Origin of the sequence: Rathayibacter sp. PhB186 (assembly GCF_003751825.1) — a bacterium.
Lineage (GTDB): Bacteria > Actinomycetota > Actinomycetes > Actinomycetales > Microbacteriaceae > Rathayibacter > Rathayibacter festucae.
In genome coordinates this window covers 203,433-229,051 of the sequence record NZ_RJKO01000005.1, presented here as the reverse complement: position 1 = coordinate 229,051, position 25,619 = coordinate 203,433, and the positions used below count along the sequence as shown (strand labels likewise).

The window sequence follows — 25,619 nt, the reverse complement described above, 5'->3', positions numbered from 1 at the left end:
GGGCGGGCGGGCACGGGCGCTCCGGGCACGGGCGCGGTAGGTTCGCTGCGATGAACACCTCGCGACGGGTCACTCGGCGCGACGTCGCCCGCCTGGCCGGCGTCAGCGACGCCGTCGTGACGTACACGCTCACCGGGACCGCGCCCGTCGCCGAGGCGACCGCGGCGCGGGTGCGGGCGGCGATCGCCGAGCTCGGCTACCGGCCGAACGCCACGGCGGCCGCCCTCCGGACCGGGACCTCCCGGACCATCGCCCTGCTCGCCCCGGTCGGCAGCCGTCGGGTGTTCAGCAATCCGCTCTTCACCGAGCTGGCCAGCGCCGTCGAGGACGCGGCGCGCGCCCGAGGGCTCGATCTGCTCGTGGTCACCTCGATCCCGGACGTCGACGCCCTGCACGCCCGCCTCCGCGATCTGACCGCGCGGCAGATCGCCGGGGTGCTCCTCCTGGCGGGCGGCCCCGTCGACCGGGGGTCGATCGACTCCTTCGGCGTCCCCTGGCTGCAGCTCAACAGCAGCGACGAGTCCGGGGCGAACGGCGTCGGCGTCGACCTGGAGGCCGGCGCGGCGGCGGTGACCCGCCACCTCCTGGAGACGGGGCGGCGCCGCATCGCCTTCGTCGGCGACCTCGAGCGGGACGACCGCGGCCGCGTCGAGGCCCGTCGGCGCGGCTGGGAGTCGGCGTGCCTCCACGCCGGGCGGGAGCCGGGTCCCGCACTCCGCAGCGACTACTCCCGCGAGGGCGGCCGGGCCGCCGGCCGGGTCCTGGCCGGCCTGTCGCCCCGGCCCGACGCCGTCTTCGCCGCCTCCGACCTGATCGGCATCGGCGTGCTCCGCGCGCTCCGGGACGCGGAGCTCCGGGTGCCGGACGACATCGCGGTCGCGAGCTTCGACGGCACCTGGGAGGGCGAGTACAGCGCTCCGCCGCTCACCTCGCTGCGGCAGCCGCTCGAAGCGCTGGCCGAGGCCGCCCTCGACCGCCTGGTCGGCGGCGTGACCGGCTCGACGCTCCTCGAGGGCACCCTCGTCCTGCGCGCCTCGTCGGGCTAGGCGGGACGCGCTCGGGACGGTCCGACGGGTTCAGACGGCGCCCGTCGAGGCCCACAGGTGGAAGGCCGCGTGGGCGCGGTGCGGACGCCAGGCCTGCGAGGCCGCGTCGGCCGCCGCCGTGCTGATGCCGCCGAGCGCGCGGCGCAGGACCAGGTCGCCCGCGGGGAACGCGTCCGGGTCGCCGAGCAGCCGGAGGCCGAGGTAGTCGGCGGTCCACGGGCCGATGCCGGGGATCGCGAGCAGGAGCCGGCGCTGCTCGGGCAGGTCGCCCGCGCGGTCGAGCACCAGCCCGTCGGCGAAGGCCGCCGCGACCGCGCGGACGGTCGCCGCGCGGGCCCGGGTCACGCCGATCGCGGCGCGCAGCTCCTCGATCGGTCCGGCGAGGAGGGCCTCGGGCGTGGGGAACGAGTGGAGGCCCCACTCGCCCTCACTGCCGAACGCTGTCACGACGCGCCCGCCGAAGGTCCTCGCCGCCGCGACCGACACCTGCTGGCCGAGGACCGCCATCACGGCGGCTTCGAACGGCGCGGGGTACTGCGTCGCCCGCAGTCCCGGCCGCGCGGCGACCATCGGGGCCAGCAGCGGATCGCGGGCGAGGGCGGCGCCGATCGCCTCGACGTCGGAGTCGAGATCGAACCAGGCGCGGACCAGCGGGAGGACGGCGGGGTCGGTCGTCGTGACCCGCACGCCGGTCGCGGTCAGCTCGAGCGCGAGCGGCACCGCCCGCGACCCGACGGTGACGAGCCGCTCGAGCCGCCGCCCGTCGTCGGAGACCCGCTCGACGCCGGGCAGCGCGTGGTGCAGGAGGAGGTTCGCGGCGCCGACGACGTCGAAGGGGCCGTTCGCGACGAGGTCGACGGGGCGCGGGTCCGCGGATCGGGAGTCTGCGGCGCTGGGGTCGACGGCGTTCAGGGGAGGAGCACCACCTTGCCGCCGGCGCGGCCCGACTCGACCAGCGCGAGCGCCTCCACGGCCGAGGCGAGCGGGAAGGAGGGGCCGAGCACCACCTCGAGCTCGCCGCGGCCGGCCCGCTCGAGCAGCGGTGCCCGGGCGGCGTCGCGCAGAGCGGTGCCCGGATCGGCGCCGGCGCCGCCGCCCAGCACCAGGACGCCGAGCGCCGCGCCGCGCTCGAAGCCGGCGACGGTGGCGATCCGGGAGCGGTCGGCGACGAGCTCGACGGAGGCGTCGAGCGCCTCGTCGGTGCCCGCCGTGTCGAGCGCGACGTCGACGCCGTCGGGGGCGAGGGCGCGCACCCGCTCCACCAGGCCGGCGCCGTAGCGGACGGACTCGCCGCCGAAGCGCTCGACGACGGCGGCGCCCCGCTCGCTGGACGTGCCGATGGCACGGGCGCCGCGCTCGCGCACGAGCTGGACAAGGAGGCTGCCGACGGCGCCGCTCGCCCCGTGGATCAGGACGGTGTCGCCGGCGGAGACGTGCGTCGCCTCGAGCAGGTGCACCGCGGTCGTGCCGGTGAGCAGGAGCCCGGCCGCCTGCTCCCAGGCGAGGCCCGGCGGCTTCGGCAGCACCGAGGCGGCCGGGACGACCAGCTCCTCGGCGTAGCCGCCGGAGACGCGGAAGGCGACCACCTCGTCGCCGACGCGGACGTCGCCGAGCGGCCCCGTCGCTGCCTCTCCCACGGCGGTGACCACGCCCGCGACCTCGCTGCCGGGCCGGACGGGGGTGCGCCCACGACCGAAGAGACCGCGGAGGAGCTTCGCGTCCGCGGGATTGACGCCCGCGGCGCGCACGCGGATCCGCACCCGGCCGGCGGCGGGCTCGCCGGGCTCGGTCGTCACCGCGTGGAGGGCCTCGGGCCCGCCGAAGTCGTCCGCCTGCATCGCCAGAACCACGGGGACCGCCTCTCGCGCGGGCCCCGATCGCCGGTGACGATCAGGAGGGGTCCGAGCGGGGCCGACGCTAGCAGCAGCCGCCGACACCGGGCCGGGCCTAGGGGCGCTGAGTGCCGAACGAGTGTCGGACAACTGAGAACGCGCGTTCCCTCAGCGCCTACGATGGAGGGATGACGCCGCCGACGCTCGAAGCAACGCCTCCCCGCGAGGCGATCCTCGCGGCGGCCGACCGCCTCTACTACGAGCGCGGGATCCAGTCGGTCGGGATGGACGCGCTGCGCACCGCCGCCGGCGTCTCGCTGAAGCGGCTCTACTCGGAGTTCCCGAGCAAGGAGGCGCTGGTCCTGGCCGTGCTCCAGGCCCGCCACGAGCAGTGGACGCTCGGCGTGCGCAGCCGGGTCGCCGCCGCGGCGGGCGCCCGCCCGAAGCTCCTGGCGATCTACGACTTCCTCTTCGACTGGTTCTCCGAGGACTCCTTCCGCGGCTGCAGCTTCATCAACGCCTTCGGCGAGTTCGGCTCGTCCAACCCGGCGGTCGCGCAGCTGGCCCGCGAACACAAGGACACCTTCCAGCGCTTCCTCGCCGTGCTGACCGAGGAGGTGGGCGGCGGCCCCGAGCTGGCCCAGCAGCTCGCCATCCTGGCCGAGGGCGCGCAGACCACCGCCGCCATCTCGGGCACCCCCGAGTCCGCCCTGCACGCCCGCCGCGCCGCCGAGATCCTGATCGACGCCGCGACCCGCCCGTCCTGACGCCGCGCCGCATCCCCTGCTGATCGAGTCGCCCGCAGCAAGCCCCCCGCTCGTCGAAACGCCCGCGGAGCGACCCACGCTGGTCGAGTACCCCGCAGGGCGACCCATGCTGGTCGAGTAGCCCGCAGGGCGTATCGAGACCCCTGCCCCCAGGACGTCGGTGACGCTTCGGCGGCCCCCATGCTGGTCGAGTAGCCCCGCAGGGGCGTATCGAGACCCATCGTCAGCAGCAAGGCCGGTCTGCAGGCTCGTCCTTCTGACGCGAGTGGGTCTCGATACGCGCACTGCGCGCGCTACTCGACCAGCAAGAGAGGGGACACACGCCGGTCGAGCACCCCGCAGGGCAGCCGTTCATGCTGGTCGAGCAGCCGCCTCCGGCGGCCCTTGCATGCTGGTCGAGCAGCCACCTCCGGCGGCCCTTGCATGCTGGTCGAGCAGCCACCTCCGGCGGCCCTTGCATGCTGGTCGAGCAGCCACCTCCGGCGGCCCTTGCATGCTGGTCGAGCAGCCACCTCCGGCGGCCCGTGCATGCTGGTCGAGCAGCCACCTCCGGCGGCCCGTGCATGCTGGTCGAGCAGCCACCTCCGGCGGCGTATCGAGACCCACCATCGCCGAGACATCCGGGAGCGAGCCTCCTCCACACTCGCGTTCCGACGACGTTGTCCCCGATCAGCCCCTGGTTCCGACCATGCTGTCGGTGCCCCCTGCTTCAATACGCGTATGTCAAACGATGAGAACGCGGCAGCACTCGCGGAGGTGCGCGACTGCTTCACCGACGCCGCCGCCGCCGAGCGCGCCGCATCCCCGACGCGCCTGAGAGCCGCAGAACGCATCCACCGCGGCTACCGCGTCGCCCTCACGGTCCCGGAATCATTCGCCCGCGGCGCGACCCGAAGCGAGACCCGGGACCTCGTCGAGCGCTCCATCCGCGCCGAACTCGCGGTCACGCTCGGCGTGTCCGAGCGGGAGGTCTCGCGCCGCCTCGAGACCGCGCAGATGCTGATGGAGCACCTTCCGCTCACTCGCGCCCTGCTGAGAGACGCGCGGATCCTCTGGGAGGCCGGTGAGGCGATCTGCCGGACCGCGAGCAGCCTCCCGGAGAACTCCCGCGCGGCGCTCGACGAGCGCGCTGCCGACGCCGTTCTCACGATGACGACCACCCAGCTGCGTCGCACACTGAGCCGCTGGCGCGAGGAGCTGCACGAGCAGCCCCTCGCCGAGCGCCACGCGCGCGCACGGGAGGACCGCGCCGTCTGGGTCACCCCGGACGTCGACGGCATGGCGACCCTCTGCGTCCACGCCCCCGCAACGGCGGTGACGGGCGCCTGCGACCGGCTGCGCCGCATCGCCCGCACCCTCCGCGACGACGGCGATCCGCGCACCCTCCAGCAGCTCAGCGCGGACGCGGCTGTCGATCTGCTCTGCGACGGCGACATCGCCGGCACCACGCCGAACGCCGAGCACCGACCCGACCCGACCTTCGTCCCCGGAGTGCGGGCCGAGGTGCGCCTCACCCTCGCCGCCTCGACCGCGGTCGGTCTCGACGACGCACCCGCGGACCTCGACGGCTACGGACCCGTCCCCGCCCCGATCGCCCGAGAACTGATCCGCACCGCAGCCTCCTTCACCCGCGTCCTCACCGATCCGGAGACCGGCGCCGTCGTCTCCGTCGGCCGCACCCACCGCGTTCCACCGCCGCAGATGCGCCTGCACCTGCAGCTGCGGGACCAGACCTGCCGCTTCGCCGGCTGCACCCGCCCCGCCGCGACCAGCGAGGCCGACCACACCCTCGAGTGGCGCAACGGCGGAGAGACATCCTTGGAGAACCTCGTCTCGCTCTGCACGTCCCACCACCACATCCGGCACGGGGACCAGTGGAGCTACGTCACAAGCGGCGACGGGACGATCGTCTGGACGAGCCCGACGGGCCGGCGGATCAGCAGCCAGCCACCGGCACTCCCCGGGCGTCCGCCCGACCCGCCTCCACGGCCGCACTTCGTCGATGTTCCCGCGCCGTTCTGACGGTGGGGGGATCTCGATACACCCGCTGCGCGGTCTACTCGATCAGCGGGAATCGCGCGCAGGACGTCGGGGCGAGCCCGCACGTGCTGCAGGAACCGCGCAGGGTGCGCCGGCGTGCGTGCGCACATGCTGGTCGAGCAGCGCGCAGCGCGTATCGAGACCCACGATGCTCGGGCGAGCATCCGCCGGCATGCTGACGCGGGTGGATCTCGATGCGACCGCTCCGCGGGCGATCCGATCAGGCGCGTCAGGCCTCGCCACCGCCGGGCGGGCCGACGACGAGCAGCGCGGCGAAGAGCGCGGCGACGGCGGCCAGGACCAGGGCGGCCGCGAGAACCGGGCGGCCGAGCGCCCAGCGCAGCAGCCGGCTCGGGAGCCTCCGGTCACGCGGGTCGGCGCCCGCCTCGCGGCGCCAGTCGCCCTCGAGGAGCCCGCGCCGCTCGAAGCCGCGCTCCAGCGGGATCGTCGTGTACGGCACCACGGCGCTGGCCAGCGCGAGCAGGGTCGCTCCGGCGGTCCAGCGCTGGTTCACCGCGAGGACGAGCGCGGCCGCCCCGTAGGCGAGGAACGCGAAGCCGTGGATCGGGCCGGCCACGCTCACCGGCCAGTCGCCGACTCCGACGGCGTACTTGAGCAGCATGCCGACGAGCAGGAGCGTCCAGGTCACCGCCTCGAGGATCGACAGGATGCGGAAGAGGCGGCGCGGGCTCATGGGATCGGCTCCGTTCGGGTCCGCGGCCAGAGCAGCGGACGGTCGGCGTCGGTCGACGGTCAGCGGGTCGACGGTCACCGGGAGACTACGACAGCACTCCTGCCCGCCACCTGGGCGGCGCGGGACCGGGGTCGACGCGTCAGCCGAGGCGACCGAGCAGAGCGAGCGTCGAGGCGACGCCGACCGCCACCGCCGAGAGCGCCGCGATCGCCCCGTGCACGCCGCTGCGCAACGGCGTGGCCTGCGGCTGGTCGCGCAGTCCCGACCACAGTCGGCGTGCGACCTCGTCGGCGCTCGGGCGGGCGGCGGGGTCGAGCCTGGTCATCTCGGTCAGCAGCCCGCGCCAGCGCTCGGGCACCGAGTCGGGGACGACCGGAGCGTGGTGCATCCGCTGCAGCGAGATCTCCAGGGTGGTGCCGGTGTAGGCACGACGTCCGGAGACCGCCTCGAGCAGCACCAGGCCGAGGGAGTAGACGTCGGACGCCGGGCCGACCGTCCCGGAGCCGAGGCTCTCGGGGCTGAGGTACGCCGCGGTCCCCACCAGGACGTCCGAGCGGGTGAGCCGCGCGTCGTCGACGGCCCGCGCGATGCCGAAGTCGCTGAGCTTCGCCTCGTGCAGGGCACCGGCGGCGGCGACGGACCGCGTGCGGACCAGCACGTTCTCGGGCTTCACGTCCCGGTGGAGGACGTCCCGCGCGTGCAGGTGCGCCAGAGCGTCGGCGAGCTGAGCGCCGACCTCGGCGAGCAGCCGCTCGTCGCCCGAGGCGAACCAGCCGGCGGCGGGGTCGGCCGGATCGAAGTACTCGAGGACGAGGAAGGCGAGCGCGCCCTCCTCCGTCGCGATCTCGCCCTGGTCGAGGATCTCGACGATCGAGGAGTGGCGGGAGTCGATCAGGAGGCGCACCTCGCGCTCGCGCCGCGACCGCTCGTTCGGGGTGTCGGCGATCTCGCGGTAGACCTTCACGGCGACGGATCGCGCCAGACGGAGATCGCGCGCGCGGAAGACGGTCGCGCTGCCGCCCTCGCCGATGCGCTCGAGCAGGAGGTAGCGATCGGCCAGAGACGTGCCGAGCAGGGGATCCGAGAGCGGGAGGACCGGTGCGGTGTCGAGCATGCCGTCCTCCTCGTCCTGATTTCGCTAGCTCGTCAACTAGCTTGTCCATTCGTACCGTCTGGGGTCGCCGAGGACAAGCACCAGGACGGGGTTGTACATGACTAGATCTTCTTGCTACATGACTGTCTAAGCTGTGATGCATGGACGAGGTCGCGCTGAGTCGACCGGCTGCCCTTCGGCACCCGGCCGTTCCGAGTGCGCCCGGGGCCGCCGACGTCCTCGGCGCGATGCGCGCCTTCCGCACGGCCGAGAGCGCGATGCGCCGGCGGACCCGCGGATCGATGGGCATGGGCGAGAACGATCTGCTCGCGGTCCAGTTCCTCATGCGCCGGCAGCAGGGCGGCCAGCACGTCAGCCCGAAGGACCTCGCCGCCTACCTCGGCATCTCCTCCGCCTCCACCACCGTGCTGATCGACCGTCTGGTCAAGAGCGGCCACGTCCTCCGCCAGCCGCACCCGAGCGACCGGCGCGCGATCCGGATCGTCGCGACTCCCACCTCCCACCGCGAGGTGCGCGAGACGCTCGACGACATGAACCAGCGGATGCTGGCCGCGGCCGAGCAGCTCTCCCCCGAGGAGGCGAGCGCGGTGGTCCGCTTCCTGCAGACCGTCCGCGAGATCGTCGAGATCCCCGGCGAGCAGGGCGACGTCCTCGAGGACGACGCCGACCACGAGCTCACCGTCGAGCGACGCCGCGCCTGAGCCGCTCGGCTCGGCCGCACCCTCCGCGTTCTCTGCGGAACACGCGTCCTCGGCGTGGGTGCTCGGGCTCTCCGGGCGTCACCGTCCGTTCATCCGGCCCGGCTTGACATCGTTAGTCAAACTAGTAGACAGTCTTTCTAGCGACAGGGACAGGCTCCTGTCTTCGTGCGAACGGGAGAAGACCATGGGCAGCATCATGTACGGCACTCCTCCGGCGGCCATCGAGGTCGACGACCGGACTCTGGCCCACCTGCAGATCGTCATCATCAACAAGTTCCGCCGGGACGAGCGCTTCCTGCTCACCCTCGACGCCAGCCCGAACGCCGGGACCGGCCGCCGCGGCGTCTGGATGCACCCCACCATCCCACTGCAGTTCGACTTCAAGGGCAGCCGACAGCCCACGATCAACCCCGAGTGGATCGAGGCCCTGATGGAGCGCGCTAACAGCGGCGCCGGTCTGCGCATCGTCCCCGAGCCCGTCGGTGCGACCGCGGTGCCGCTGCGCCGTGCGGAGCCGGCCGCCTAGCGAACACCGCTGGCGCACGCCGACTGACGCTCGCCGCCTGGCGCCGGCCGTCTCTGAACGACCGGCCGGCATCGAGTTCGCCGATATCTGTCGGACTCTCCGAACTGCCTCGCAAGCGCTTGACATTCCGCGCCACGCCCAGGGGCACAGGCCTACACTTCGAGTGCGGTCCGGGTTCGTTCCGGCGGGCTCGACCCCGTGACCGCGCGCATGACCGGATGCCGGGTAGCGAGCTCCCCCTCTCGTGGGCCCGGCATCCGGGTGCGCGGCGCACCCGAAGCGCTCCCGCGAGGCCTGCCGACAGGAGTCGGCGCCATGCTCGACACGACCACCGCCCCGCGCTCCAGCGCCGAGGCCCCCGGCACGGATCCCGATGACGTCCGGCCCGGCGACGAGTTCACCGCCGTCGTCGCCGACGAGCTCGAGTGGTGGCGCGTCGTCGCCGTGCTCGGCATCCGCGTGCTGGCGGAGCGCCTCGGCACCGGCGACCGGCACAGCTTCACCCTCCGCTTCGTCCGCTACCGCCTGGCCGTCGCGGCCGAGGGCGGCGCCTAGGCGGCCTGTCCCGCCTGCACCGGGCGCCCGAGCCGGGCGAACATCCGGTCGAACACCCGGCGGCGGTCGAACTGCAGGACGTACTCGCGCGCCGCGACGGCCCGCTGCGCCCGGTCCTCGGCGGTCAGCTCGAGCACCACGTGGTCGAGCAGCGCGGCGATCGTGTCCGGGGCGTCGACCGGGGTGATGAACGCGTGCTCGCCGACCGCTTCTCCGATGCCGCCGGTCAGGGTCGTGATGACGGGTCCGCCGCCCGCGAGCATCTTCTCGGCGAGCGCGATGCCGAAGGTCTCGACGAACTCCGGGCGCGGCTTGCTCGGCAGCACGAACGCCGAGCAGCCGGCCATCAGGTAGGGCTTCTCCGCGTCGCCGACGTCGTCGAGGAAGCGGATGCGGTGCGCCAGCGGCGACGCGGCGGCGAGACGCCGCAGCTCCGCCTCCTGCGGACCGCGCCCGGCGATGACGAGCTCCCGGTCCGTGTGCACGGCGCTGCGCTCGTAGCCGGCGATCAGATCCTCGACGCCCTTCGCCTCCGTCAGCCGGGAGAGGAAGAGCACGTAGCCGTCGGTGCGGAGCCCGCGGGCGCGCACCACCTCGTCGACCACGGCCGGGTCGAGCCCGGTGTAGGCGTCGGAGTCGATCGCCGGGTAGGAGATCTCGATGCGCGCGCGGCACTGCTCGGCGAAGCGGGTGCCGTGCACCGCGTCGATCCGCTCGGCCTCCTCGACGATCAGGTCGCGGGTGTACTCGGAGACGGCGACGCAGTGGTCCTGCGAGAGGTACGAGGCGAAGATGTGGGCGGCGGCGCCGAGGCGGCCCTCCTCGACCGCTCGGCGGACCACGTTCGTGACGTCGGAGCCGACCGCCTCGGCGATCGTCGTGACGTCGACCGGGAGCCCGGTGCTCCAGGCGGCGCGCAGGGCGTCCGCCACCGCGAGGGTGTGCGGGCTGAGGTAGAGGGAGAGGCAGACGGTGGGCACGCCGTCGGTGAACAGCTCGACCAGGCGGCCGACCATGCCGGCGAGGAAGCGGCCGTCCGGCACCTTGTAGTCGCCGACGGGCTCCGGGCGCTCGACGATGATGCCGTCGCTGTAGGGGAGGACGGCGTCGAGCGGCTTGAGCGGGAGGCCGGCGGCCTGGAGCCGCTCGATCGGCCAGGTGACGATCCGCACCTCGTCGAAGCCGCGCTCGAGGGCGGTCTCGGCGAGGTTGCGGGCCTCGACCGAGTGCCCGCAGATCACCGGATCCGCGCGGACCACGATGACGAGTCGGTTCTGCACGGTGTGGGCGTGCGTGCTCTGGTCCATGGTGCTCCTTCAGGGGTGATCGGTGCGGGCGGGAGGGAGGGAGGCGGGCGGGGTGAAGGCGGTGGAGACGGTAGGGGCGCTCAGTGCCGCGGGAACGACGGCGGGCGGTGCTCGGGGGCGCTCCCCCAGCCGGCCGGCTCGGCGCCGAGGTGCAGCGTCAGCTCGCCGCCGCGGTGCAGCTCGGCGGCGGTGATCCAGCTCGCGTCGAGCGGTGCGCCGTTCAGCTCCGCGGACTGCACGTACTGGACGGGGCCGCCGGGCACCGGCTCGACGAAGCCGGTCGTGCGCAGCTCGACGTCCGCCCCGCCCACCGCGATCGACGCCCGCGCGAAGGCCGGCGCGTTGACCAGCAGCAGCCCCTGGCCGGCGACCGGGAAGAGCCCGAGGCTCGCCCAGACGTACCAGGAGCTCAGGCCGCCGGAGTCGTCGTTGCCGGGCAGACCGCCGCGGCCGGCGCCGAAGCGCTGGTGCAGCACGCCGTGCACGATCTCGGCCGTGCGGTCGGGGCGGCCCGCGTAGTGGTACGCCCACGGCGCGTCCATGTCGGGCTCGTTGTTCAGCCCCTCGAAGCGGCCGAGCGCCGCGCCCGCGAGCATCTCCGCGCGGTCCGGGCGCAGTCCCGGCTGCACGACGGGCTCGGCGCCGTAGCCGAAGAACTCGTCCAGCTGCGCGACGAAGGCGTCGTCGCCTCCGCTGATCGCGATGCGGCCGGCCATGTCGTGCAGCAGTCGGAAGGAGTAGTTGTGCCGGGTGCCCTCGTAGTAGGTGGAGTCCTTGAGCAGGCCGGAGCGCAGGTCGTAGGCGTTCACCCACTGGGCCGCCCGCTCCTCGAGCTGGTCGGCGAGGAGGCGGTCGCCGACGTGCCGCGCCACGACCGCGGTGCACCAGTAGCCGTGCGCGAGGTCGAGGGTGTGGCTGATCGGGTGCGCCTCCCCCGCCGCGAGGAACTCCTCGCCGTAGGTGCGCTTGAGGTCCTCGCCCATGTGCACGAGGGCCGCCTCCCAGTCGATGCCGGGCAGGCCGAGGCGGCAGAGATCGGCGAGGAAGGTGTGCGCGAGCGCGCTGCCCTGGCGGGAGAAGCGGTCGCTGCCCTTGGCCATCCGGTAGCCGATCGGGAAGTTGCCCTCCTCCTCGCAGATGGTGAGCAGCGCCGCGCCGATCTCGACCGCGCGCTCGGGCAGGAGCGCGGTGAGCAGCGGGAGCTGGGTGCGGTAGATGTCCCACATGGTGCTGAGGTCGAAGACGAACGGGCCGTCGGTCGGCCAGAACGGGCTCTCGTCCGGCGCCAGGCAGGGCTTGATCAGCGAGTGGTAGAGCGCCGTGGCGAAGACGGTCTCGCGCTCGGGCGAGGGCGTGTCCACGGCGATCGTGCGCAGGCGCTTCCGCCAGGTCTTGCGGGTGCGGTCGCGGCGCTGGTCGAAGCCGCCGGTCGTCGGCGGCACGTCGCGGTGCAGGTTCTCGCGGGCGCGCTCGGTGCCGCGGAGGGAGAAGCCCATCCGCAGCTCGACGGTCTGGCCGGCCGTGCTCGGACCGGCCCACATCAGCCCGAACGGGCGGAGGGTCGTCGGGCGGATGTGGTCGAAGTCGAGCCGGGTGCCGCCGGGCATCAGACGGCGGTCGTACCAGAGCATCTGCCGCCACTGCAGGGCGTCGCACTCGAGGTGGACGGCGAGCGGTGCGCCCTCCATGACGACCTCGCCGGCTGCGACGCCCGGCGAGATCGAGTGCAGCTGCGCGCGGAGCGGGATCGTCGCTCCGGACGGGATCGCGAGGCCGCCGAGCGAGAGGTCGACGACCACGCGGGCGCTGCGGTGCTCGGGGAAGGTGTAGCGGTGCACGACCGAAGCGGGCCCGACGGTCAGCTCGGCGCGGATCCCGGAGGAGAGGGTCGCGGCGTAGTAGCCGGGCTCGGCGACCTCGTCCTCGATCGCCCAGCTGCGGCCGAGCTCGTCGAGCGGCTCGAGCATCGGCGTGACGCGGAGGTAGTTGTAGTACTTGCGGATCGCGCCGGTGCCCGACTGCTGGAAGTGCGTGAAGCCGGAGGCGACCAGGCCGTCCTGGATCGTCGGCGGGACGCCCTCGAGCGCGAGGTCGTAGCGGCCGTAGCCGGTCGGGTAGGCGCCGGAGTAGGAGCAGGCGGACACCATCCCGAGCGGGAAGGTCGCGCCCGGGTGCGTGTTGCCGATCTGCGGCTTCGGCGACCACCAGGTCGCCGCGAGCCCGGTCGCGTCGGGGAGCAGGGTCGCCTCGGTGCCGAGGAACGGGTCCACCCGCTCGATCACCGGGTGCCCACCCGTCCGTACCCCGCCGCCGCCATGCCGTGACGCTAGGCAGCGCGGGGGGACGCAGGGTGTCGCCCGGGTGTCGTGCGGGCGACGGGTCGGCGACCGGACGGGGCCGCCGACCCGGCGCCGCGGACCTCCGGGATCCAGCGCCTGCCGGATCGGGCGCCTGCCGGATCGGGCGCCTAGGGGATCAGGCGCTCCGCGCGGTAGCGGTCGAACAGGGCGGTGAAGGAGTCGACCGTGCGGTGGTGCACGCCGAAGCCGGCCAGGCGCGACTTGCTGATGTCGGTGACGACCTCGATCTGCCGGCCGAGGTCGGCGTCGGTGTGCCACCAGGAGGCGACGCGCTCGAGGTCGGGCTCGATCAGGTCGTGCTCGCGGACGAGGCGCTGCCAGACCTCGTCGGCGCCGGCCATCTGCTGCTCGAGGGGCTGCGGCTCCTCGCCGGGGCCGACGGGCTCGACGCCGAAGTGCTCGGCGATCCGCGACCACATCCAGCGCCAGCGGAAGACATCGCCGTTGACGACGTTGAACGCCTCGTCGCGGCCCGCCTCCGACGTCGACGCCCAGAGCATCTGCTCGGCGAGGACGGTGGAGTCGGTCATGTCGGTGAGGCCGTTCCACTGCGTGAGCGAGCCGGGGAAGACGAACGGCGTGCCCTGCGCGCGGTGGATCGACGCGGCGACGGCCAGGGTGAGGCCCATGTTCATCGCGTTGCCGACCGCGTGGCCGATCACGGTGTGCGAGCGGTGCACCGACCAGGTGAAGCCGTCGCGCTCGGCGGCGGCGAAGAGCTCGTCCTCCTGCGCGTAGTAGAAGTTGGGCGCGTCGAGGCGCTCCTCCTCCTCGTGGAACGGGGTGTCGGGCATCGCGCCCTGGCCGTACGCCTCGAACGGGCCGAGGTAGTGCTTGAGCCCGGTGACCAGCGCGACGTGCTCGAGCGGCGCGTGCGAGAGCGCGGCGAGGAGGTCGCGGACCATGCCGCCGTTGACGGCGATGTTCTCCTCCTCCGTGGCCTGGCGCGACCAGGCGGTGAAGAAGACGTGGGTCGGCTTCTCGTCGACGAGCACGCGGGCGAGGTCCTCGGCCGAGCGGAGGTCGGCGGAGAGCGGGGTGACGCCGGATCGCTCGGCGATCGGCCGGCGGGAGAGGGCGGTGACGGGCCAGCCGCGCTCGGTGAGCAGGTCGACGAGGGCGGAGCCGCCGATGCCGGTGGCGCCGACCACGAGGGCGCGCTGCTCGGGAGTGGGGACGGTGGACGGGTCTGCTGCGGAAGTCATCCCTGAGGACAACGCGCGTCCCGGCCCGGCATTCCTGGGCGGGTCAGCCGACGGCGGGCAGCGGCTCGCCGTGGCCGTCGAAGGAGAGCTCGACGCCGGCCTCGGAGCACTCTTCGGCGATCAGGTCGAGGGCGTTCCAGAAGTACGGATTGCGCACCGGCCTCCGAGCGAGGGTGTTCTGCAGCGCTGCCTTGGCCGAGCGTGCCGCGTCGACCGCCGTCGAGGTGGAGGACTCGTACTCGAGCGCGTCGAGGGCGGCCTCGAACGCCTCGCGGTTCGCCGTCGCGGGGTCCGCCGCGAAGGCGTTCCACGACTCCTCGACGGGAGGGCAGAGGGCCGGGTCCTGCGTCTGCCCGGGGAGAGCGCAGCCGGTGAGGAGGAGGACGTGCGCGGTGAGGAGCACTGCCGCCGCCCTGCTTCTCCGCCTCATCCGAGTGAGGGTACCGTCCGTCCGGGATCGCAGTGTCGGGGGCACGGGGTAGCGTCGGTAGGTGCGTGCTCCGTGGAAGAACCGTGAACCCGGGGCGCGGCTCCCCCGCGACGTGAAGGTCCTCGGGATCGTCGCGTTCTTCGTGATGCTGGGGTTCGGGGTCGTCGTGCCGGTGCTGCCGGTGTACGTGCGGAGCTTCGGGGTCGGCTATGTCGAGGTCGGGGCGGTGGTGTCGGCGTTCGCGCTGATGCGGCTGGTCGCGAATCCGTTCGTCGGGCCGCTGGTCGACCGGGTCGGCGAGCGCATCGTGCTGGCCGTCGGCATCGGGATCGTCGCGGTGTCCAGCGCGCTCGTCGGGCTGGCCGGCGACTACGCGCACCTGCTGCTGCTGCGCGGGGCGGGCGGGATCGGCTCCGCGATGTTCTCGGTCGCGGCGATGACGCTGCTGCTGCGGACGGCGGATCCGGAGCGGCGGGGCCGGTCGATCGGCTTCTACCAGGGCGGGTTCCTGCTCGGGGGCATGGCGGGACCGGCCGTCGGCGGCGTGCTGACGGCGATCTCGCTGACCGCTCCCTTCTTCTTCTACGCGGGCACGCTCGCGATCGCCGGGATCGTCGGGCTGGTGCTGCTGCAGCGGCCGGACCGCGACGCGGAGGCGGCGGCGACGGCCGTGGCGAAGCCGATGCGCGAGGTCGCGCGCGACCGGCGGTACCAGAGCGCGGTGCTGGCGAACTTCGCGCTCGGCTGGTCGGCGATGGGCGTCCGGGCGACGCTCGTGCCGGTGCTCGTCGTCGAGGGGCTGGGCGACGAGCCGGCCTGGACGGGCATCGCCTTCGCCATCGCGGCGGTGGTGCAGACGATCGCGCTGGCGCCGGCCGGGCGCTTCGTCGACACGGTCGGGCGGCGGCCGGCGCTGATCGGCGGGTTCGCCGTCGCGGCCGTCGCGATGCTGGCGATGCCGCTGGTGCACGAGCTGTGGCTGCTGATCGCGCTGCTCTGCGTGTACGGGGCGGCGGCGGCGTTCATGGGGACGGCGCCGGGCGCACTCGTGGGCGACGCGGCGGGCGAGCGCGGCGGCAAGCCGGTGTCGTTCTTCCAGGCGGCGTCGGACCTCGGCGGGGTCGTCGGGCCGCTCCTGGCGGGGGCTCTCGCGGACGCGGCGTCGCCGACGGCGGCGTTCGCGTCGGCCTTCGTGCTGCTCGGGCTGACCGCGGTGGTCGGGCTGCGGGTGCCGCGGCGCTGAGCCACGCGGGATCTACTGGGAAGAGACGCCCGCAGGCATGCTGGTCGAGTAGCCGCGGAGCGGCGTATCGAGACCCGCCGTGAGCAGCAGGCCGAGTTTGCAGGCCATCCGTACGGCGCTGGTGGATCTCGATACGCCCGCTGCGCGGGCTACTCGATCAGCATGGGTGGCGGCCCGCCACGCGCGCTACTCGATCAGCAGGGACGAGGGCATGCCGGTGAGGCGTCCCGCACTGGTCGAGGCGTCCAGCAGCACCTGGACGCCTCGACCGTTCGAGGACGTCTCGGCGCGAGCGGGGTCAGGTGTTGCGGCCGCGGGCGTCGACGGGCCAGGTGGCGGTGCTGCCGTCGGCGAGGAGGACGCGGTAGTCGTCGGCGAGGTTGACGGCGACGCAGACGTGGTTGGGGGCGATGCGGATCCGTGTGCCGAGCGGCAGGTCGACACCGGTGATCGTGGCGTGGTGCTCCGAGAGGACGGTGATGCGGGCCTCGGGGTGCTCGAGGAGGCGGCCGAAGCCGGTCGAGGCGGCGCCGCGGTCGGAGGAGAGCACCTTGCTGCCGGCGTCGGCGATCAGGTGGTCGTCGCGGCGGGCGACGATCGTCGCGAGCACGGTGACGGCGATCGACTCCGGGCCGATGGTGCCGATCTCCCACTGCTGCGCGTCGCCGAGGGCGGAGACGCCCGGGCGCAGCTCGGTGAGGACGCCGGTGTCGGCGAACTCGAGCGACGGGGTCGAGCCTCCGCTGATCACGCGGGCCGGGACTCCGGCGTCGGCGAGCGAGGCCGCGGCGGCCGTCAGCGCGGCGGCCTCGTCGCGGGCCGCGGCGCGGCGGCCGTCGAGGGCGTAGCTGTGACCGGGGAAAGTGAAGACGCCGACCACGTCGAGCCCGGCCTCGGCCGCGGCGGCGGCCACCGCGCCGGCCTCCTGCGGCGGCACTCCGCTGCGGTGGTGGCCGGAGTCGACCTCGACCACGACCTCGAGGCCGGCGGGGATCGCCGCGGCGAGGCGGCGCGCCGACTCCGCGGAGTCGACGCCGACCCGGACCCGCGCCCGCTCGAGCACGCCGCGCAGCCGGGCCGCGCGCTCGGCGTCGAGCCAGAGCGGGTAGGCGATGAAGAGGTCCTCGACACCGCCGGCCGCGAACACCTCGGCCTCCGACACGGTCGCGACGGTGAGGCCGACCGCGCCGGCCGCCAGCTGCCGCCGGGCGATCTCGATCGACTTGTGGGTCTTGGCGTGCGGGCGCAGCGCGACGCCCCGATCGCGAGCCGAGCGGGCGGTGGCCGCGATGTTGCGGTCGAGGACCGCCTCGTCGAGGACGAGCGCGGGCGTGGGGACGCTGTCCGGAATGCGAGGCATGGCGCGATCATAGGGCGGCTCTCCTCTACGGTGAAGGAGACGACGAGCGGCGGGGGCGGCGCCTCGACCGAGCCGGAGACGCGAAGGAGCGCCGCATGCGCGAGCAGGAAGCCCGATCCCACCACGAGGACTCCGAGGCGCGCGCGGCCTCCTTCGGTCAGGGCATGCTGACCGCGACCTACGCGCTCCGGCACGAGAAGGGGCTCGACGTCGTGTTCCTGCTCCGCGGCACCGGCCCCGACTTCCTGATCGGCATGGGCGCCGCCTCGGACGACTTCCGCTCCGTCCTCTCCATCGGCCTCGACAGCCGCGACGGCGTGCTCCGCCCCACCGCGAGCCACACGATCGACGGCCGCCGCCGCGGCGTCCCGGCGCGGGTGGTCTTCCGGAGCGACGGAGCCCTGGTCGTCGAGGCGAGTCCGCTGCCGCTGCGCGACCGGCCCGCGTCGCTCAAGTGCTGGTCGTTCGTCCGCTCGGGCGAGGAGGAGCACTACTCCGACGTGGTCGGCTTCGTCGCGCCGTCGCTCGCCGCTCTGCCGCCCGTGCCGCTGAAGACGCGGCCGCGGGCGCGCAGGCCCTAGGGTGTGGTCAGGCCGGTCCGCCGCCGGTCGCCCGCGCCCGACGGAAGGCCGAGCTCCATGGATCCCGACGACTCCCCGACCCTCGAGCAGGCGCCGCCGCAGCGGCGGATCGTCACCACCCGCACCGGCGCCGTGGTCGCGGTCGGCGTGCTCGGCGCGGTGATGCGCACCGAGGGCGCCATCTACGGCACGGTGCTCTCGATCACGCTGATCGCCGTCGGCTGGGACAAGGACACCGATCTCGACGTCCTGCTCTTCCTGCTCGGCTCGGTGACCGTGTTCTGGGTCGCGCACCTCTACTCCGGGACGATCGCGCGCCTGCCCGAGTCGGATCCGACTCCGCGCACGGTGCTCGCCGCCGTGCGGGACACCGCCCGGCACTCGATCGGGATGATCGCCGCGATGGTCGTGCCGGCGCTGCTGCTCGCGCTCGGGCCGCTCGGGGTGCTGGACGAGTGGACGGCGTACTACCTGGCGCTCGGAGCGGGTGTCGTGATCCTCGCGGCGCTCGGCTACCTGATGTCGGCGCGGCGCGGCAGCTCGTGGAAGCGGCGGGTGCTGAGCACGCTGGTGACGACGCTGCTCGGGTTCGTCGTGGTGTGGCTGAGCACGCTGGTGCACTGAGTCCTCTGGTGCACTGAGCCCTCGACGTGCGACGGGCGCGGCTGCCAGGCTGACGGGATGACCTCTCAGCCCTCCGCGCTCCGCCCCTTCGGCCCGTCCGGCGCCCTGGTGACCCGGCTCACCCTCGGCACCTCCTGGAACCCCGACCGCGTCGGCTCGCTCGACACGGTGCCCGCGCTCGAGCGCGTGCTCGACTCCGGCGCCGACCGCCCCGTCTCGGTGATCGACACCTCCAACGAGTACGCGCTCGGGCACAGCGAGCGGCTGATCGGCGAGGCGCTGCGGGCGCGCGGCGGGGTCCCGGAGGGGATCACCGTCGTCACGAAGCTCGACGGCGACCCGGAGACCGGCAGCTACTCGGCCGAGCGGATGCGCCGCAGCCTCGACGAGAGCCGCGAGCGCCTGGGCATGGACGTGCTGCCGCTGCTCTACCTGCACGACCCGGAGCGCATCTCCTACGACGAGGCCTTCGCCGAGGACGGCCCGGTGCGCGCGCTCGTCGCGATGAAGGAGGCCGGCGTCGCGCTCTCCATCGGCATCTCGGGCGGGCCGGCGCCGATGCTGCGGCACTACGTCGACACCGGGCTCTTCGATGCGGTGATCACGCACAACCGGTTCACGCTGGTCGACCGCTCCTCCGAGGAGCTGATCGACGCCTCCGTCGCGCGCGGCGTCGTCGTGGTGAACGCGGCCGTCTACGGGGGCGGGGCGCTCGCGCGCTGGCCCGAGCCGGTCCGGAGCTACGCCTACGCGCCGGCGCCGCAGGAGATCGTCGACGCGGTCGCCGCGATGGGCGAGGCCTGCGAGCGGGCGGGCGTGCCGCTCGCCGCCGCCGCCCTGCAGTTCTCGACCCGCGACCCGCGGGTGACGACGACGGTGGTCGGTGCGACGAGCGCCGAGCACTACGACGCGTTCGTCGCGGACGACGCGCTCGACATCCCGGACGCGCTGTTCGAGGAGCTGGAGTCGCTCGCGCCGCCGAGCTCGGTCTGGCAGGAGGCACCCGGGGCGACCTGGCCGCGCTGAGCGACACGCGGGGACGGCCGCCGCGCGACAGCGGGCATACCCGGGCCGCTCCGTCGGTTGGCCCTGAGATGACCGACGCACCTCGCACGACCACCGACTCCCCCGCCCTCTTCCAGCCGCTGACCCTCCGCTCCCGCACGGCGCGCAACCGCGTCTGGGCCGCGCCGATGTGCCAGTACTCGGTGGAGGCGCAGGACGGCGTGCCGACTCCGTGGCACCTCGTGCACCTCGGCTCGCTCGCGCGCGGCGGGGCGGGGGTCGTGATCGTCGAGGCGACCGGCGTCGTCCCCGAGGGGCGGATCAGCCCCTGGGACACCGGGCTCTGGAACGACGAGCAGCAGGCGGCCTGGGCGCCGATCGTCGACTTCGTGCACGGGCAGGGCGCCCTCGCCGGCATCCAGCTCGCACACGCCGGCCGCAAGGCGTCGACCTACCGCGAGTGGAGCGGGCACGGCTCCGTCCCCGTCGACGAGGGCGGCTGGGAGACCGTCGCCCCCTCCGCCGTCGCGTTCGAGGGCTACGCGGTGCCGCGGGCGCTCGACGTCGAGGAGCTGCCGGGCCTCGTCGAGGCGTTCCGCGCCTCCGCCCGCCGTGCCGTGGACGCGGGCTTCGACGTGATCGAGCTGCACGCGGCGCACGGCTACCTGCTGCACCAGTTCCTCTCGCCGCTCTCGAACCACCGCGAGGACGCCTACGGCGGATCGCTGGAGAACCGCGCGCGGCTCCTGCTCGAGGTCGTCCGCGCGGTGCGGGCCGAGATCGGCGAGCTGCCGCTGCTGGTGCGCTTCTCCGCCACCGACTGGGCCGAGGGCGGCTGGACGCTCGAGGAGACGATCCGGGTCTCGGAGTGGGCGCGCGACGAGGGCGTCGACCTCTTCGACGTCTCGACCGGCGGGCTCGTGAAGGGCACCGACATCCCGGTGGCGCCGCTCTACCAGGTGCCGTTCGCTCGCGAGGTGGGCCGGGCGACCGGCGCTCCCGTCGGGGCGGTCGGGCTGATCACGACGGCGGAGCAGGCCGAGGGCGTGGTGGCCGGCGGCGACGCGGACGTGGTGCTGCTGGCGCGCGAGCTGCTGCGCGACCCGCACGCGCCGTCGCGGATGGCGCGCGAGCTGGGGGCTCCGCTCGGGCTGGTGCCGCCGCAGTACGCACGGGCCTGGCGCTGAGACGACGAAGGGCCGGGGGCGTCACCGCCTCCGGCCCTTCACATCGTTCTGCTACTTCTCGTCCGCCTCGCCCTCGGAGTCGCTCGGGGCGTCCTCCTCGGGGTTGAAGTGCGAGTCGCCCGAGACGCCCAGGGCGATCCCGTCCTCGGAGTCGGGGATGGTGCCCTCGGTGCCGAGGCCGCCGTCCTCAGGAGTGCCGGTGTCCGGGGTGCTGTCGTCCGACATCGGGCTCAGGCCTCGACGTCGCCGCGCCAGGCGCCGTCCGGGGAGCCCTTGGACTCGATGTACTCCTTGAAGTTCTTGAGGTCCTTCTTGACCGCGTGGCTGCCGGCGCCGACGAGCGAGCCGACGGTCTCGAGGAAGCCCGCGGGCTCCCAGTCGAGCTGCACGGTGACGCGGGTCTCGGTGTCCGAGAGCTTGTGGAAGGTGACGACGCCGGCGTGGTCGGTCTCGCCGCCGGTGCTGTTCCAGGCGACGCGCTCGTCGGGGTGCTGCTCGGTGATGTTGGCCTCGAACTCGCGCTCGACGGGGCCGACCTTCACCTTCCAGACGGTGAGGACGTCGGTGACCTGCTGGATGGACTCGACCTCGTCGAGGAACTTGGGGAACTCCTCGAACTGCGTCCACTGGTTGTACGCGACGGACACGGGGACGTTGACGTCGACGGTCTCGATGATCTGCGACACGGTAGTGCTCCTTGATGTCTCACTCGGTGTGCGGCAGGCCGCTGCTGCGGTCGCCTCCCTCGACGGTAGAGGCGAGCCGCCTGGGAGTTCAGGTGGTTGCGGCTGGACGCAGACGTGGTACAACCCGGGAGCGGGCGGTGGACCTCGAGACGCCCGCTGCGAGGGCTACTCGATCGACATGAGGCGCGGGCCGCTCCGCTTCATGCTGGTCGAGTAGCCGCGGAGCGGCGTATCGAGACCCGCGGGTCAGTCGTCGGTGCCGGCGTAGCGGTAGGCGGTGAACGACGGCGTGCCGGTGGTGGCGTAGAGGCCGAGGACGCGGCCGGTGAAGGAGGTGGCGGTCTCGGCGGTGAAGGAGCGGCCGTCGATGCGGGCGAGGGTGCGGGAGACGCCGCCGGCCTCCGCGCGGAGGACGAGGAAGTCGCTCGTCATCTGGCCGGGGCCGAAGCCGACGCCGGCGTCGCGCTCGGACTCCAGCATCAGCGTCACCGGGCCCTCGGGAAGCTCGGCGGTCCACTCCTGCTCGAAGGAGGGGATCACGGCGCGGGCGGTGACCCGCGTGCCGGCGCCGGTCGACTCCGCCTCGACGGACGCGAAGGTCGTCTCGTCGTAGCGGACGGCGAGCCCGCCGACGCCGGCCGACACGTCGGCGACGACCGAGGCCTGCATGGTCTGGGTGAGCTGGCGGCGGCCGACGAAGGTGGGCTGCGGGTGGCGCAGGGTGCGCCCCTCCCCCGGCAGCGACAGCCGGCCGCCCTCGACGCTCGCGAGCGCGGTCGGGAGGCGGCGCACGCCGATCCAGCCCGCGTCGAGCGGCCCGGAGAAGTCGACGTCGTCGCGCAGCGGACCGCGCGGCGAGAGCGCGACGGGCTCGGCGACCGGCCAGCCGTCCTCCCAGCTGACGCGGGTGACGAAGGTCTCGCGGCCGAGCGCCGAGAAGGCGCGCGTCGCTCCGCGCGGGCGGACGCCGAGCAGCACGATCAGCGTCGAGCCGTCGGGGCCCTCCACCAGGTCGCCGTGGCCGGTGTTCTGCACCGGTCGGGTGGTGCCGCGGGCGGTGAGGAACGGGTTGCCGGGCGCGGTCTCGAATGGGCCGGTCGGCGCGTCGCTCCGGGCGATCGAGACGCCGTGGCCGCGCTCCGTGCCGCCCTCGGCGATGAGGAGGTACCAGACGTCCCGGCCGTCGACCGAGCGCCGGTACAGGTGCGGCGCCTCCGGGAAGCCGCCGCCGGTGCCCGACCAGAGCGAGCGCGGCTCCTCCAGGATGCGACCGGCCGCGAGGTCGACCCGCACCTGCTGGATGCCGAGGTGCGCGCCGGCCTCCTCGCCGCTCAGGATCAGGCCGGAGTAGGTGACGTACGCGGTGCCGTCCTCGTCCCAGGCGAGGTCCGGGTCGATGCCCTGGAGCGGGCCGCCGTCGGCGTCGGTCAGGACGGTGCCGTCGCTCCACTCGCCGGCCGGGTCCGCCGCGGTGAAGACGACGGTGCCGACTCCCGCGGGGACCGAGACGATCACGTGGAAGAGGCCGTCGTGGTGGCGGATGGTCGGCGCCCAGACGCCGAGGCCGGTGGGCACCTCCTCCACACCGATCTGCTCGGCGCGGGTCGCGACGTTGCCGACGCGCTCCCAGGTCTCGAAGTCGGTGCTGCGGTACACGGGGATGCCGGGCAGGTACTCGAACGTCGAGGTGACCAGGTAGTAGACGCCGTCGGCGCGGACGACGCTGGGGTCGGGGTTGAAGCCGGGGATCAGCGGGTTCGGGAAGGGCGCTCCGACCCCGCCCTGCGCGACTCCGCCCGGCACGACGCCGCCGCTCATGCGCGCAGCTCCAGCTCGGTCACCAGCGGGACGTCCTCGAGCGAGGTGCCGAGGCGGATCGTGAACGCTCCGGCCTCGTACTCCCAGCCGTCGTTCCAGGTGGCGAGCAGGCGGGTCGGCACGGTCACGGCGATCTGCGCGCTCGCGCCCGCCTCGAGCGTCGCGCTCTCGAAGCCGACCAGCCAGCGCACCGGGCGCTCGACGGCGGAGTCGCGGCGCTCGGCGTAGGCCTGCAGCACCACCTTGCCGGCGCGCTCGCCGGTGTTCACGACGTCGACGAGGAGCGCCACGTCCTCGCCGCCGCGGACGGGCTCGGGCGTCGAGACCGAGACGAGCTCGAACGAGGTGTAGCCGAGGCCGTGGCCGAAGACGTAGGCCGGCTCGACCTCGCTCCGCAGCCAGGCGCGGTAGCCGATGTGGATGCCCTCGTCGTAGTGCAGCTCGCCGTCGGTCGGCAGCGTGGAGAGGACGGGGACGTCCTCGATCGCGACCGGCCAGGTGGTGGGCAGGCGCCCGCCGGGCTCGACCCGGCCGAGCAGGACGTCGGCGACCGCGTCGCCCATCTCCTGGCCGCCGAAGTAGCCGACCAGCACGGCCGCCACCTCGTCGCGCCACGGCAGCAGCACGGGGGCGCCGGCGTTCACGACCACGACGGTGCGCGGGTTGACCGCGGCCACGGCGCGCACGAGCGCGTCCTGCTGACCCGGCAGGTCGAGCGAGCTGCGGTCGTAGCCCTCGGACTCGACCGCGGAGTTGGTGCCGACCACCACGAGGGCGACGTCGGCGTCGCGGGCGAGTGCCACCGCCTCCGCGATCAGCTCGTCGGCGGGGGTGGCGTCGGGCTCGAGGCCGTAGGTGAAGCCGAGCGCACCCTCGAGGTCGCCCTCGGCGTGCACGATGTCGTACTCGATCCGGATGTCGACGGGAGTGCCGGCGGTGACGGTCAGCGGCGCGGAGACCGACGGCGGGGCGAGCAGCGCGGCGCCGAGGTCGGAGCCGACGGCGGCGAGGGTCTCCTCGAGGAAGAGCGCGCCGTCGACGTAGACGCGGGCGGTGCCGGCGACGGCGAAGCCCAGGCGGACGGTCGCGTCGGCGGCGGGGGTGAGGATCGTCGAGAACTCGACGCGGGCCGAGGCGGCGATCGGTGCGGTGCCGCCGAACCAGACCAGCGAGGTGGCGCGGCGGTCCTCGACGAACAGCTCCGCGCCGTCCTCGGCGAGGAAGCGGACGCGCTGGCCGGGCTCGCCGGTGACCGGGTTGGTGATCGTCTCGAGGACGAGCGGGGCGACGCCGTCCTGCACCACCGCGCCGAGGGCGTAGTCGACGCGGGCCTGCGGCAGGGCGGCGCGGACGCCGTCGAGCGGAGTGACGACCTTCTCGGGCAGGACCGTGGCGGATCCGCCGCCCTGGGTGCGCGCCTCGCGGGCGTTGTGGCCGATGACGGCGACGGAGGTGAGCGCCGAGGCGTCCCAGGGCAGCTCGCCCTCGTTGCGCAGCAGGACGCTGCCGGCGGCGGCGGCCTCGCGGGCGAAGGCGCGGCCGTCCTCGACGAGGACCGGCTCGGCGACGGCGGGCGCGAAGCCCTCGAGCGCGCCGACGCGGGCGGCGAGGCGGAGGATGCGGCGCACCTTGCGGTCCACGACGGACTCCTCGATCGAGCCGTCGCGGACGGCGGCGACCAGCGCGGCGCCCCACGGGCCGTCGGGGCCGGGCATCACGAGGTCCTGCGCCGCGCGGGCGCTGTCGACGGTGCGGACCGCGGTCCAGTCGCTGATGACGACGCCGTCGAAGCCCCACTCGCTGTTCAGCGGGGTCTCCAGCAGGTCGCTCTCGGTGGCGGTGGTGCCGTTGATCGAGTTGTAGGAGCTCATCACGAGCCAGGCGCGGGTCTCGACGATCGCGCGCTCGAAGGCGAGCAGGTAGAGCTCGCGGAGCGCGCGGTCGCCGACCCGGACGTCGACGGTGAAGCGGTCGGTCTCGGAGTCGTTGGCGATGTAGTGCTTGGGAGTGGCGCCGACGCCGTTCTCCTGCACGCCGGCCACGTAGGCGGCGGCGAGATCGGCGGTGAGCACCGGGTCCTCGCTGAAGCCCTCGAAGTGGCGGCCGCCGAGCGGGGAGCGGTGCAGGTTGATGGTCGGGCCGAGGACGACGTCGACGTCCTTGCGGCGCGCCTCGACCGCGGCGGCGGCGCCGTAGCGGCGGGCGATCGAGCGGTCCCAGGAGGAGGACAGCGCGGTGGCGGAGGGCAGGTTGAGCGAGGGCGAGCGCTCGTCCCAGACCTCGCCGCGGACACCCGACGGGCCGTCTGAGACGAGCATGCGGCGCAGGCCGATCTTCTCGATCGGCCAGGTGGTCCAGAAGTCGCGGCCGGTGAGCAGCTGCACCTTCTCCTCGAGGTCGAGGCGCCCGATCAGCTCGGTGAGCAGGGCGTCGGCGTCGGGTCCCTCGGCCGGGATGCGGGGAGCAGTGGAGGTGTCGGTCACGGTGACTCTTTCTCTCTCGGGAGGCGACGTCGTCGTCCCTCAAAACCTAGCAGTA

The 25,619-nt window shown here is 73.9% G+C and carries 24 protein-coding genes; 11 read left to right on the top strand and 13 right to left on the bottom strand.

What is annotated here, in order from left to right; translation table 11 throughout:
* Nucleotides 1–50 precede the first annotated feature (50 nt).
* Nucleotides 51–1,046: a LacI family DNA-binding transcriptional regulator gene (locus tag EDF45_RS14355; protein WP_123736730.1), complete on the top strand. Its 996-nt coding sequence runs from the start codon at nt 51–53 to the stop codon at nt 1,044–1,046.
* 30 nt (nt 1,047–1,076) lie between these two features.
* Here EDF45_RS14355 and EDF45_RS14350 read toward each other — a convergent pair whose 3' ends face one another.
* Together EDF45_RS14350 and EDF45_RS14345 are read right to left on the bottom strand one after the other, a co-directional pair.
* Nucleotides 1,077–1,958: a DNA-3-methyladenine glycosylase gene (locus EDF45_RS14350; RefSeq protein ID WP_260312227.1), complete on the bottom strand. Its 882-nt coding sequence runs from the start codon at nt 1,956–1,958 to the stop codon at nt 1,077–1,079.
* Entirely contained in the window at nt 1,955–2,896 is a 942-nt protein-coding gene (locus EDF45_RS14345; protein ID WP_243581259.1) for an NADP-dependent oxidoreductase, read from the bottom strand. The genes EDF45_RS14350 and EDF45_RS14345 overlap by 4 nt, the downstream gene beginning before the upstream one ends.
* Before the next feature lie 170 nt (nt 2,897–3,066).
* Between EDF45_RS14345 and EDF45_RS14340 the strand changes: the two genes are divergently transcribed.
* Together EDF45_RS14340 and EDF45_RS14335 are read left to right on the top strand one after the other, a co-directional pair.
* Complete coding sequence (locus tag EDF45_RS14340; RefSeq protein WP_123736728.1) at nt 3,067–3,645, top strand: TetR/AcrR family transcriptional regulator; 579 nt, start codon at nt 3,067–3,069, stop codon at nt 3,643–3,645.
* A gap of 720 nt (nt 3,646–4,365) precedes the next feature.
* The gene (locus tag EDF45_RS14335; RefSeq protein WP_185020198.1) at nt 4,366–5,667 is read left to right on the top strand and encodes an HNH endonuclease signature motif containing protein; all 1,302 of its coding nucleotides are present in this window, start codon (nt 4,366–4,368) and stop codon (nt 5,665–5,667) included.
* 247 nt (nt 5,668–5,914) lie between these two features.
* Here EDF45_RS14335 and EDF45_RS14330 read toward each other — a convergent pair whose 3' ends face one another.
* Both EDF45_RS14330 and EDF45_RS14325 read right to left on the bottom strand, forming a co-directional pair.
* Nucleotides 5,915–6,379: a DUF3817 domain-containing protein gene (locus tag EDF45_RS14330; protein ID WP_123736818.1), complete on the bottom strand. Its 465-nt coding sequence runs from the start codon at nt 6,377–6,379 to the stop codon at nt 5,915–5,917.
* Nucleotides 6,380–6,518: 139 nt separating this feature from the next.
* Complete coding sequence (locus EDF45_RS14325) at nt 6,519–7,493, bottom strand: serine/threonine-protein kinase (RefSeq protein WP_123736726.1); 975 nt, start codon at nt 7,491–7,493, stop codon at nt 6,519–6,521.
* 140 nt (nt 7,494–7,633) lie between these two features.
* Between EDF45_RS14325 and EDF45_RS14320 the strand changes: the two genes are divergently transcribed.
* The 3 genes from EDF45_RS14320 to EDF45_RS14310 all read left to right on the top strand — a co-directional run bounded on the left by EDF45_RS14320 (nt 7,634) and on the right by EDF45_RS14310 (nt 9,275).
* On the top strand, nt 7,634–8,194 hold the full coding sequence (locus EDF45_RS14320; protein WP_123736725.1) for a MarR family winged helix-turn-helix transcriptional regulator: 561 nt from the start codon (nt 7,634–7,636) through the stop codon (nt 8,192–8,194).
* Between the two features lie 184 nt (nt 8,195–8,378).
* Nucleotides 8,379–8,720 carry an ATP-dependent DNA ligase gene (locus EDF45_RS14315; protein WP_123705407.1) on the top strand — a complete coding sequence of 114 codons (342 nt, stop codon included), beginning with the start codon at nt 8,379–8,381 and terminating at the stop codon, nt 8,718–8,720.
* A 315-nt stretch (nt 8,721–9,035) separates the two neighbouring features.
* Nucleotides 9,036–9,275, top strand: a complete 240-nt coding sequence (locus EDF45_RS14310) for a hypothetical protein (protein WP_123736724.1) — start codon at nt 9,036–9,038, stop codon at nt 9,273–9,275.
* Here EDF45_RS14310 and EDF45_RS14305 read toward each other — a convergent pair.
* The 4 genes from EDF45_RS14305 to EDF45_RS14290 all read right to left on the bottom strand — a co-directional run bounded on the left by EDF45_RS14305 (nt 9,272) and on the right by EDF45_RS14290 (nt 14,550).
* The gene (locus EDF45_RS14305; RefSeq protein WP_123736723.1) at nt 9,272–10,582 is read right to left on the bottom strand and encodes a glycosyltransferase family 4 protein; all 1,311 of its coding nucleotides are present in this window, start codon (nt 10,580–10,582) and stop codon (nt 9,272–9,274) included. The two genes, EDF45_RS14310 and EDF45_RS14305, sit on opposite strands and share 4 nt — an antisense overlap.
* Nucleotides 10,583–10,662: 80 nt before the next feature.
* Complete coding sequence (locus tag EDF45_RS14300) at nt 10,663–12,864, bottom strand: glycoside hydrolase domain-containing protein (RefSeq protein WP_123736722.1); 2,202 nt, start codon at nt 12,862–12,864, stop codon at nt 10,663–10,665.
* Between the two features lie 185 nt (nt 12,865–13,049).
* Nucleotides 13,050–14,147 (bottom strand): SDR family oxidoreductase, encoded by a 1,098-nt coding sequence (locus EDF45_RS14295; protein WP_123736721.1) that lies wholly within the window; start codon nt 14,145–14,147, stop codon nt 13,050–13,052.
* Nucleotides 14,148–14,190: 43 nt separating this feature from the next.
* The gene (locus tag EDF45_RS14290; protein ID WP_123736720.1) at nt 14,191–14,550 is read right to left on the bottom strand and encodes a hypothetical protein; all 360 of its coding nucleotides are present in this window, start codon (nt 14,548–14,550) and stop codon (nt 14,191–14,193) included.
* Nucleotides 14,551–14,638: 88 nt separating this feature from the next.
* On the opposite strand from EDF45_RS14290, the gene EDF45_RS14285 reads away from it, so the two are divergent.
* Entirely contained in the window at nt 14,639–15,820 is a 1,182-nt protein-coding gene (locus EDF45_RS14285; protein ID WP_243646326.1) for an MFS transporter, read from the top strand.
* A 298-nt stretch (nt 15,821–16,118) separates the two neighbouring features.
* On the opposite strand, the gene EDF45_RS14280 is transcribed toward EDF45_RS14285, so the two are convergent.
* Nucleotides 16,119–17,180 carry an alanine racemase gene (locus tag EDF45_RS14280; protein ID WP_123736719.1) on the bottom strand — a complete coding sequence of 354 codons (1,062 nt, stop codon included), beginning with the start codon at nt 17,178–17,180 and terminating at the stop codon, nt 16,119–16,121.
* 95 nt (nt 17,181–17,275) lie between these two features.
* Between EDF45_RS14280 and EDF45_RS14275 the strand changes: the two genes are divergently transcribed.
* The 4 genes from EDF45_RS14275 (at nt 17,276) to EDF45_RS14260 (ending at nt 20,577) form a co-directional block, all read left to right on the top strand.
* The gene (locus tag EDF45_RS14275; protein ID WP_123736718.1) at nt 17,276–17,761 is read left to right on the top strand and encodes a hypothetical protein; all 486 of its coding nucleotides are present in this window, start codon (nt 17,276–17,278) and stop codon (nt 17,759–17,761) included.
* Nucleotides 17,762–17,818: 57 nt separating this feature from the next.
* Nucleotides 17,819–18,385, top strand: a complete 567-nt coding sequence (locus EDF45_RS14270) for a hypothetical protein (RefSeq protein WP_123705415.1) — start codon at nt 17,819–17,821, stop codon at nt 18,383–18,385.
* Between the two features lie 57 nt (nt 18,386–18,442).
* Nucleotides 18,443–19,411, top strand: coding sequence for an aldo/keto reductase (locus EDF45_RS14265; protein ID WP_123736717.1), 969 nt, complete (start codon nt 18,443–18,445; stop codon nt 19,409–19,411).
* A 68-nt stretch (nt 19,412–19,479) separates the two neighbouring features.
* Nucleotides 19,480–20,577, top strand: coding sequence for an NADH:flavin oxidoreductase/NADH oxidase (locus EDF45_RS14260; RefSeq protein WP_123736716.1), 1,098 nt, complete (start codon nt 19,480–19,482; stop codon nt 20,575–20,577).
* A gap of 51 nt (nt 20,578–20,628) precedes the next feature.
* Here the strand turns inward: EDF45_RS14260 and EDF45_RS21330 are convergent, their stop codons facing one another.
* The 4 genes from EDF45_RS21330 to EDF45_RS14245 all read right to left on the bottom strand — a co-directional run bounded on the left by EDF45_RS21330 (nt 20,629) and on the right by EDF45_RS14245 (nt 25,564).
* Nucleotides 20,629–20,802, bottom strand: a complete 174-nt coding sequence (locus EDF45_RS21330; RefSeq protein ID WP_164874539.1) for a hypothetical protein — start codon at nt 20,800–20,802, stop codon at nt 20,629–20,631.
* A gap of 5 nt (nt 20,803–20,807) precedes the next feature.
* On the bottom strand, nt 20,808–21,263 hold the full coding sequence (locus EDF45_RS14255; RefSeq protein WP_123736715.1) for an SRPBCC family protein: 456 nt from the start codon (nt 21,261–21,263) through the stop codon (nt 20,808–20,810).
* Between the two features lie 246 nt (nt 21,264–21,509).
* Nucleotides 21,510–23,081, bottom strand: coding sequence for a glycoside hydrolase family 43 protein (locus EDF45_RS14250; RefSeq protein WP_123736714.1), 1,572 nt, complete (start codon nt 23,079–23,081; stop codon nt 21,510–21,512).
* Nucleotides 23,078–25,564 carry a glycoside hydrolase family 3 protein gene (locus EDF45_RS14245; protein WP_221181133.1) on the bottom strand — a complete coding sequence of 829 codons (2,487 nt, stop codon included), beginning with the start codon at nt 25,562–25,564 and terminating at the stop codon, nt 23,078–23,080. The genes EDF45_RS14250 and EDF45_RS14245 overlap by 4 nt, the downstream gene beginning before the upstream one ends.
* Nucleotides 25,565–25,619: the final 55 nt, after the last annotated feature.

Excerpts from the sequence above, each read along its gene's own strand:
- EDF45_RS14355 (WP_123736730.1), top strand. The coding sequence starts at position 51 with ATGAACACCTCGCGACGGGTCACTCGGCGCGACGTCGCCCGCCTGGCC.
- EDF45_RS14340 (WP_123736728.1), top strand. The coding sequence starts at position 3,067 with ATGACGCCGCCGACGCTCGAAGCAACGCCTCCCCGCGAGGCGATCCTC.
- EDF45_RS14335 (WP_185020198.1), top strand. The coding sequence starts at position 4,366 with ATGTCAAACGATGAGAACGCGGCAGCACTCGCGGAGGTGCGCGACTGC.
- EDF45_RS14330 (WP_123736818.1), bottom strand. The coding sequence starts at position 6,379 with ATGAGCCCGCGCCGCCTCTTCCGCATCCTGTCGATCCTCGAGGCGGTG.
- EDF45_RS14325 (WP_123736726.1), bottom strand. The coding sequence starts at position 7,493 with ATGCTCGACACCGCACCGGTCCTCCCGCTCTCGGATCCCCTGCTCGGC.
- EDF45_RS14320 (WP_123736725.1), top strand. The coding sequence starts at position 7,634 with ATGGACGAGGTCGCGCTGAGTCGACCGGCTGCCCTTCGGCACCCGGCC.
- EDF45_RS14315 (WP_123705407.1), top strand. The coding sequence starts at position 8,379 with ATGGGCAGCATCATGTACGGCACTCCTCCGGCGGCCATCGAGGTCGAC.
- EDF45_RS14310 (WP_123736724.1), top strand. The coding sequence starts at position 9,036 with ATGCTCGACACGACCACCGCCCCGCGCTCCAGCGCCGAGGCCCCCGGC.
- EDF45_RS14305 (WP_123736723.1), bottom strand. The coding sequence starts at position 10,582 with ATGGACCAGAGCACGCACGCCCACACCGTGCAGAACCGACTCGTCATC.
- EDF45_RS14295 (WP_123736721.1), bottom strand. The coding sequence starts at position 14,147 with ATGACTTCCGCAGCAGACCCGTCCACCGTCCCCACTCCCGAGCAGCGC.
- EDF45_RS14280 (WP_123736719.1), bottom strand. The coding sequence starts at position 17,180 with ATGCCTCGCATTCCGGACAGCGTCCCCACGCCCGCGCTCGTCCTCGAC.
- EDF45_RS14275 (WP_123736718.1), top strand. The coding sequence starts at position 17,276 with ATGCGCGAGCAGGAAGCCCGATCCCACCACGAGGACTCCGAGGCGCGC.
- EDF45_RS14270 (WP_123705415.1), top strand. The coding sequence starts at position 17,819 with ATGGATCCCGACGACTCCCCGACCCTCGAGCAGGCGCCGCCGCAGCGG.
- EDF45_RS14265 (WP_123736717.1), top strand. The coding sequence starts at position 18,443 with ATGACCTCTCAGCCCTCCGCGCTCCGCCCCTTCGGCCCGTCCGGCGCC.
- EDF45_RS14260 (WP_123736716.1), top strand. The coding sequence starts at position 19,480 with ATGACCGACGCACCTCGCACGACCACCGACTCCCCCGCCCTCTTCCAG.
- EDF45_RS21330 (WP_164874539.1), bottom strand. The coding sequence starts at position 20,802 with ATGTCGGACGACAGCACCCCGGACACCGGCACTCCTGAGGACGGCGGC.
- EDF45_RS14250 (WP_123736714.1), bottom strand. The coding sequence starts at position 23,081 with ATGAGCGGCGGCGTCGTGCCGGGCGGAGTCGCGCAGGGCGGGGTCGGA.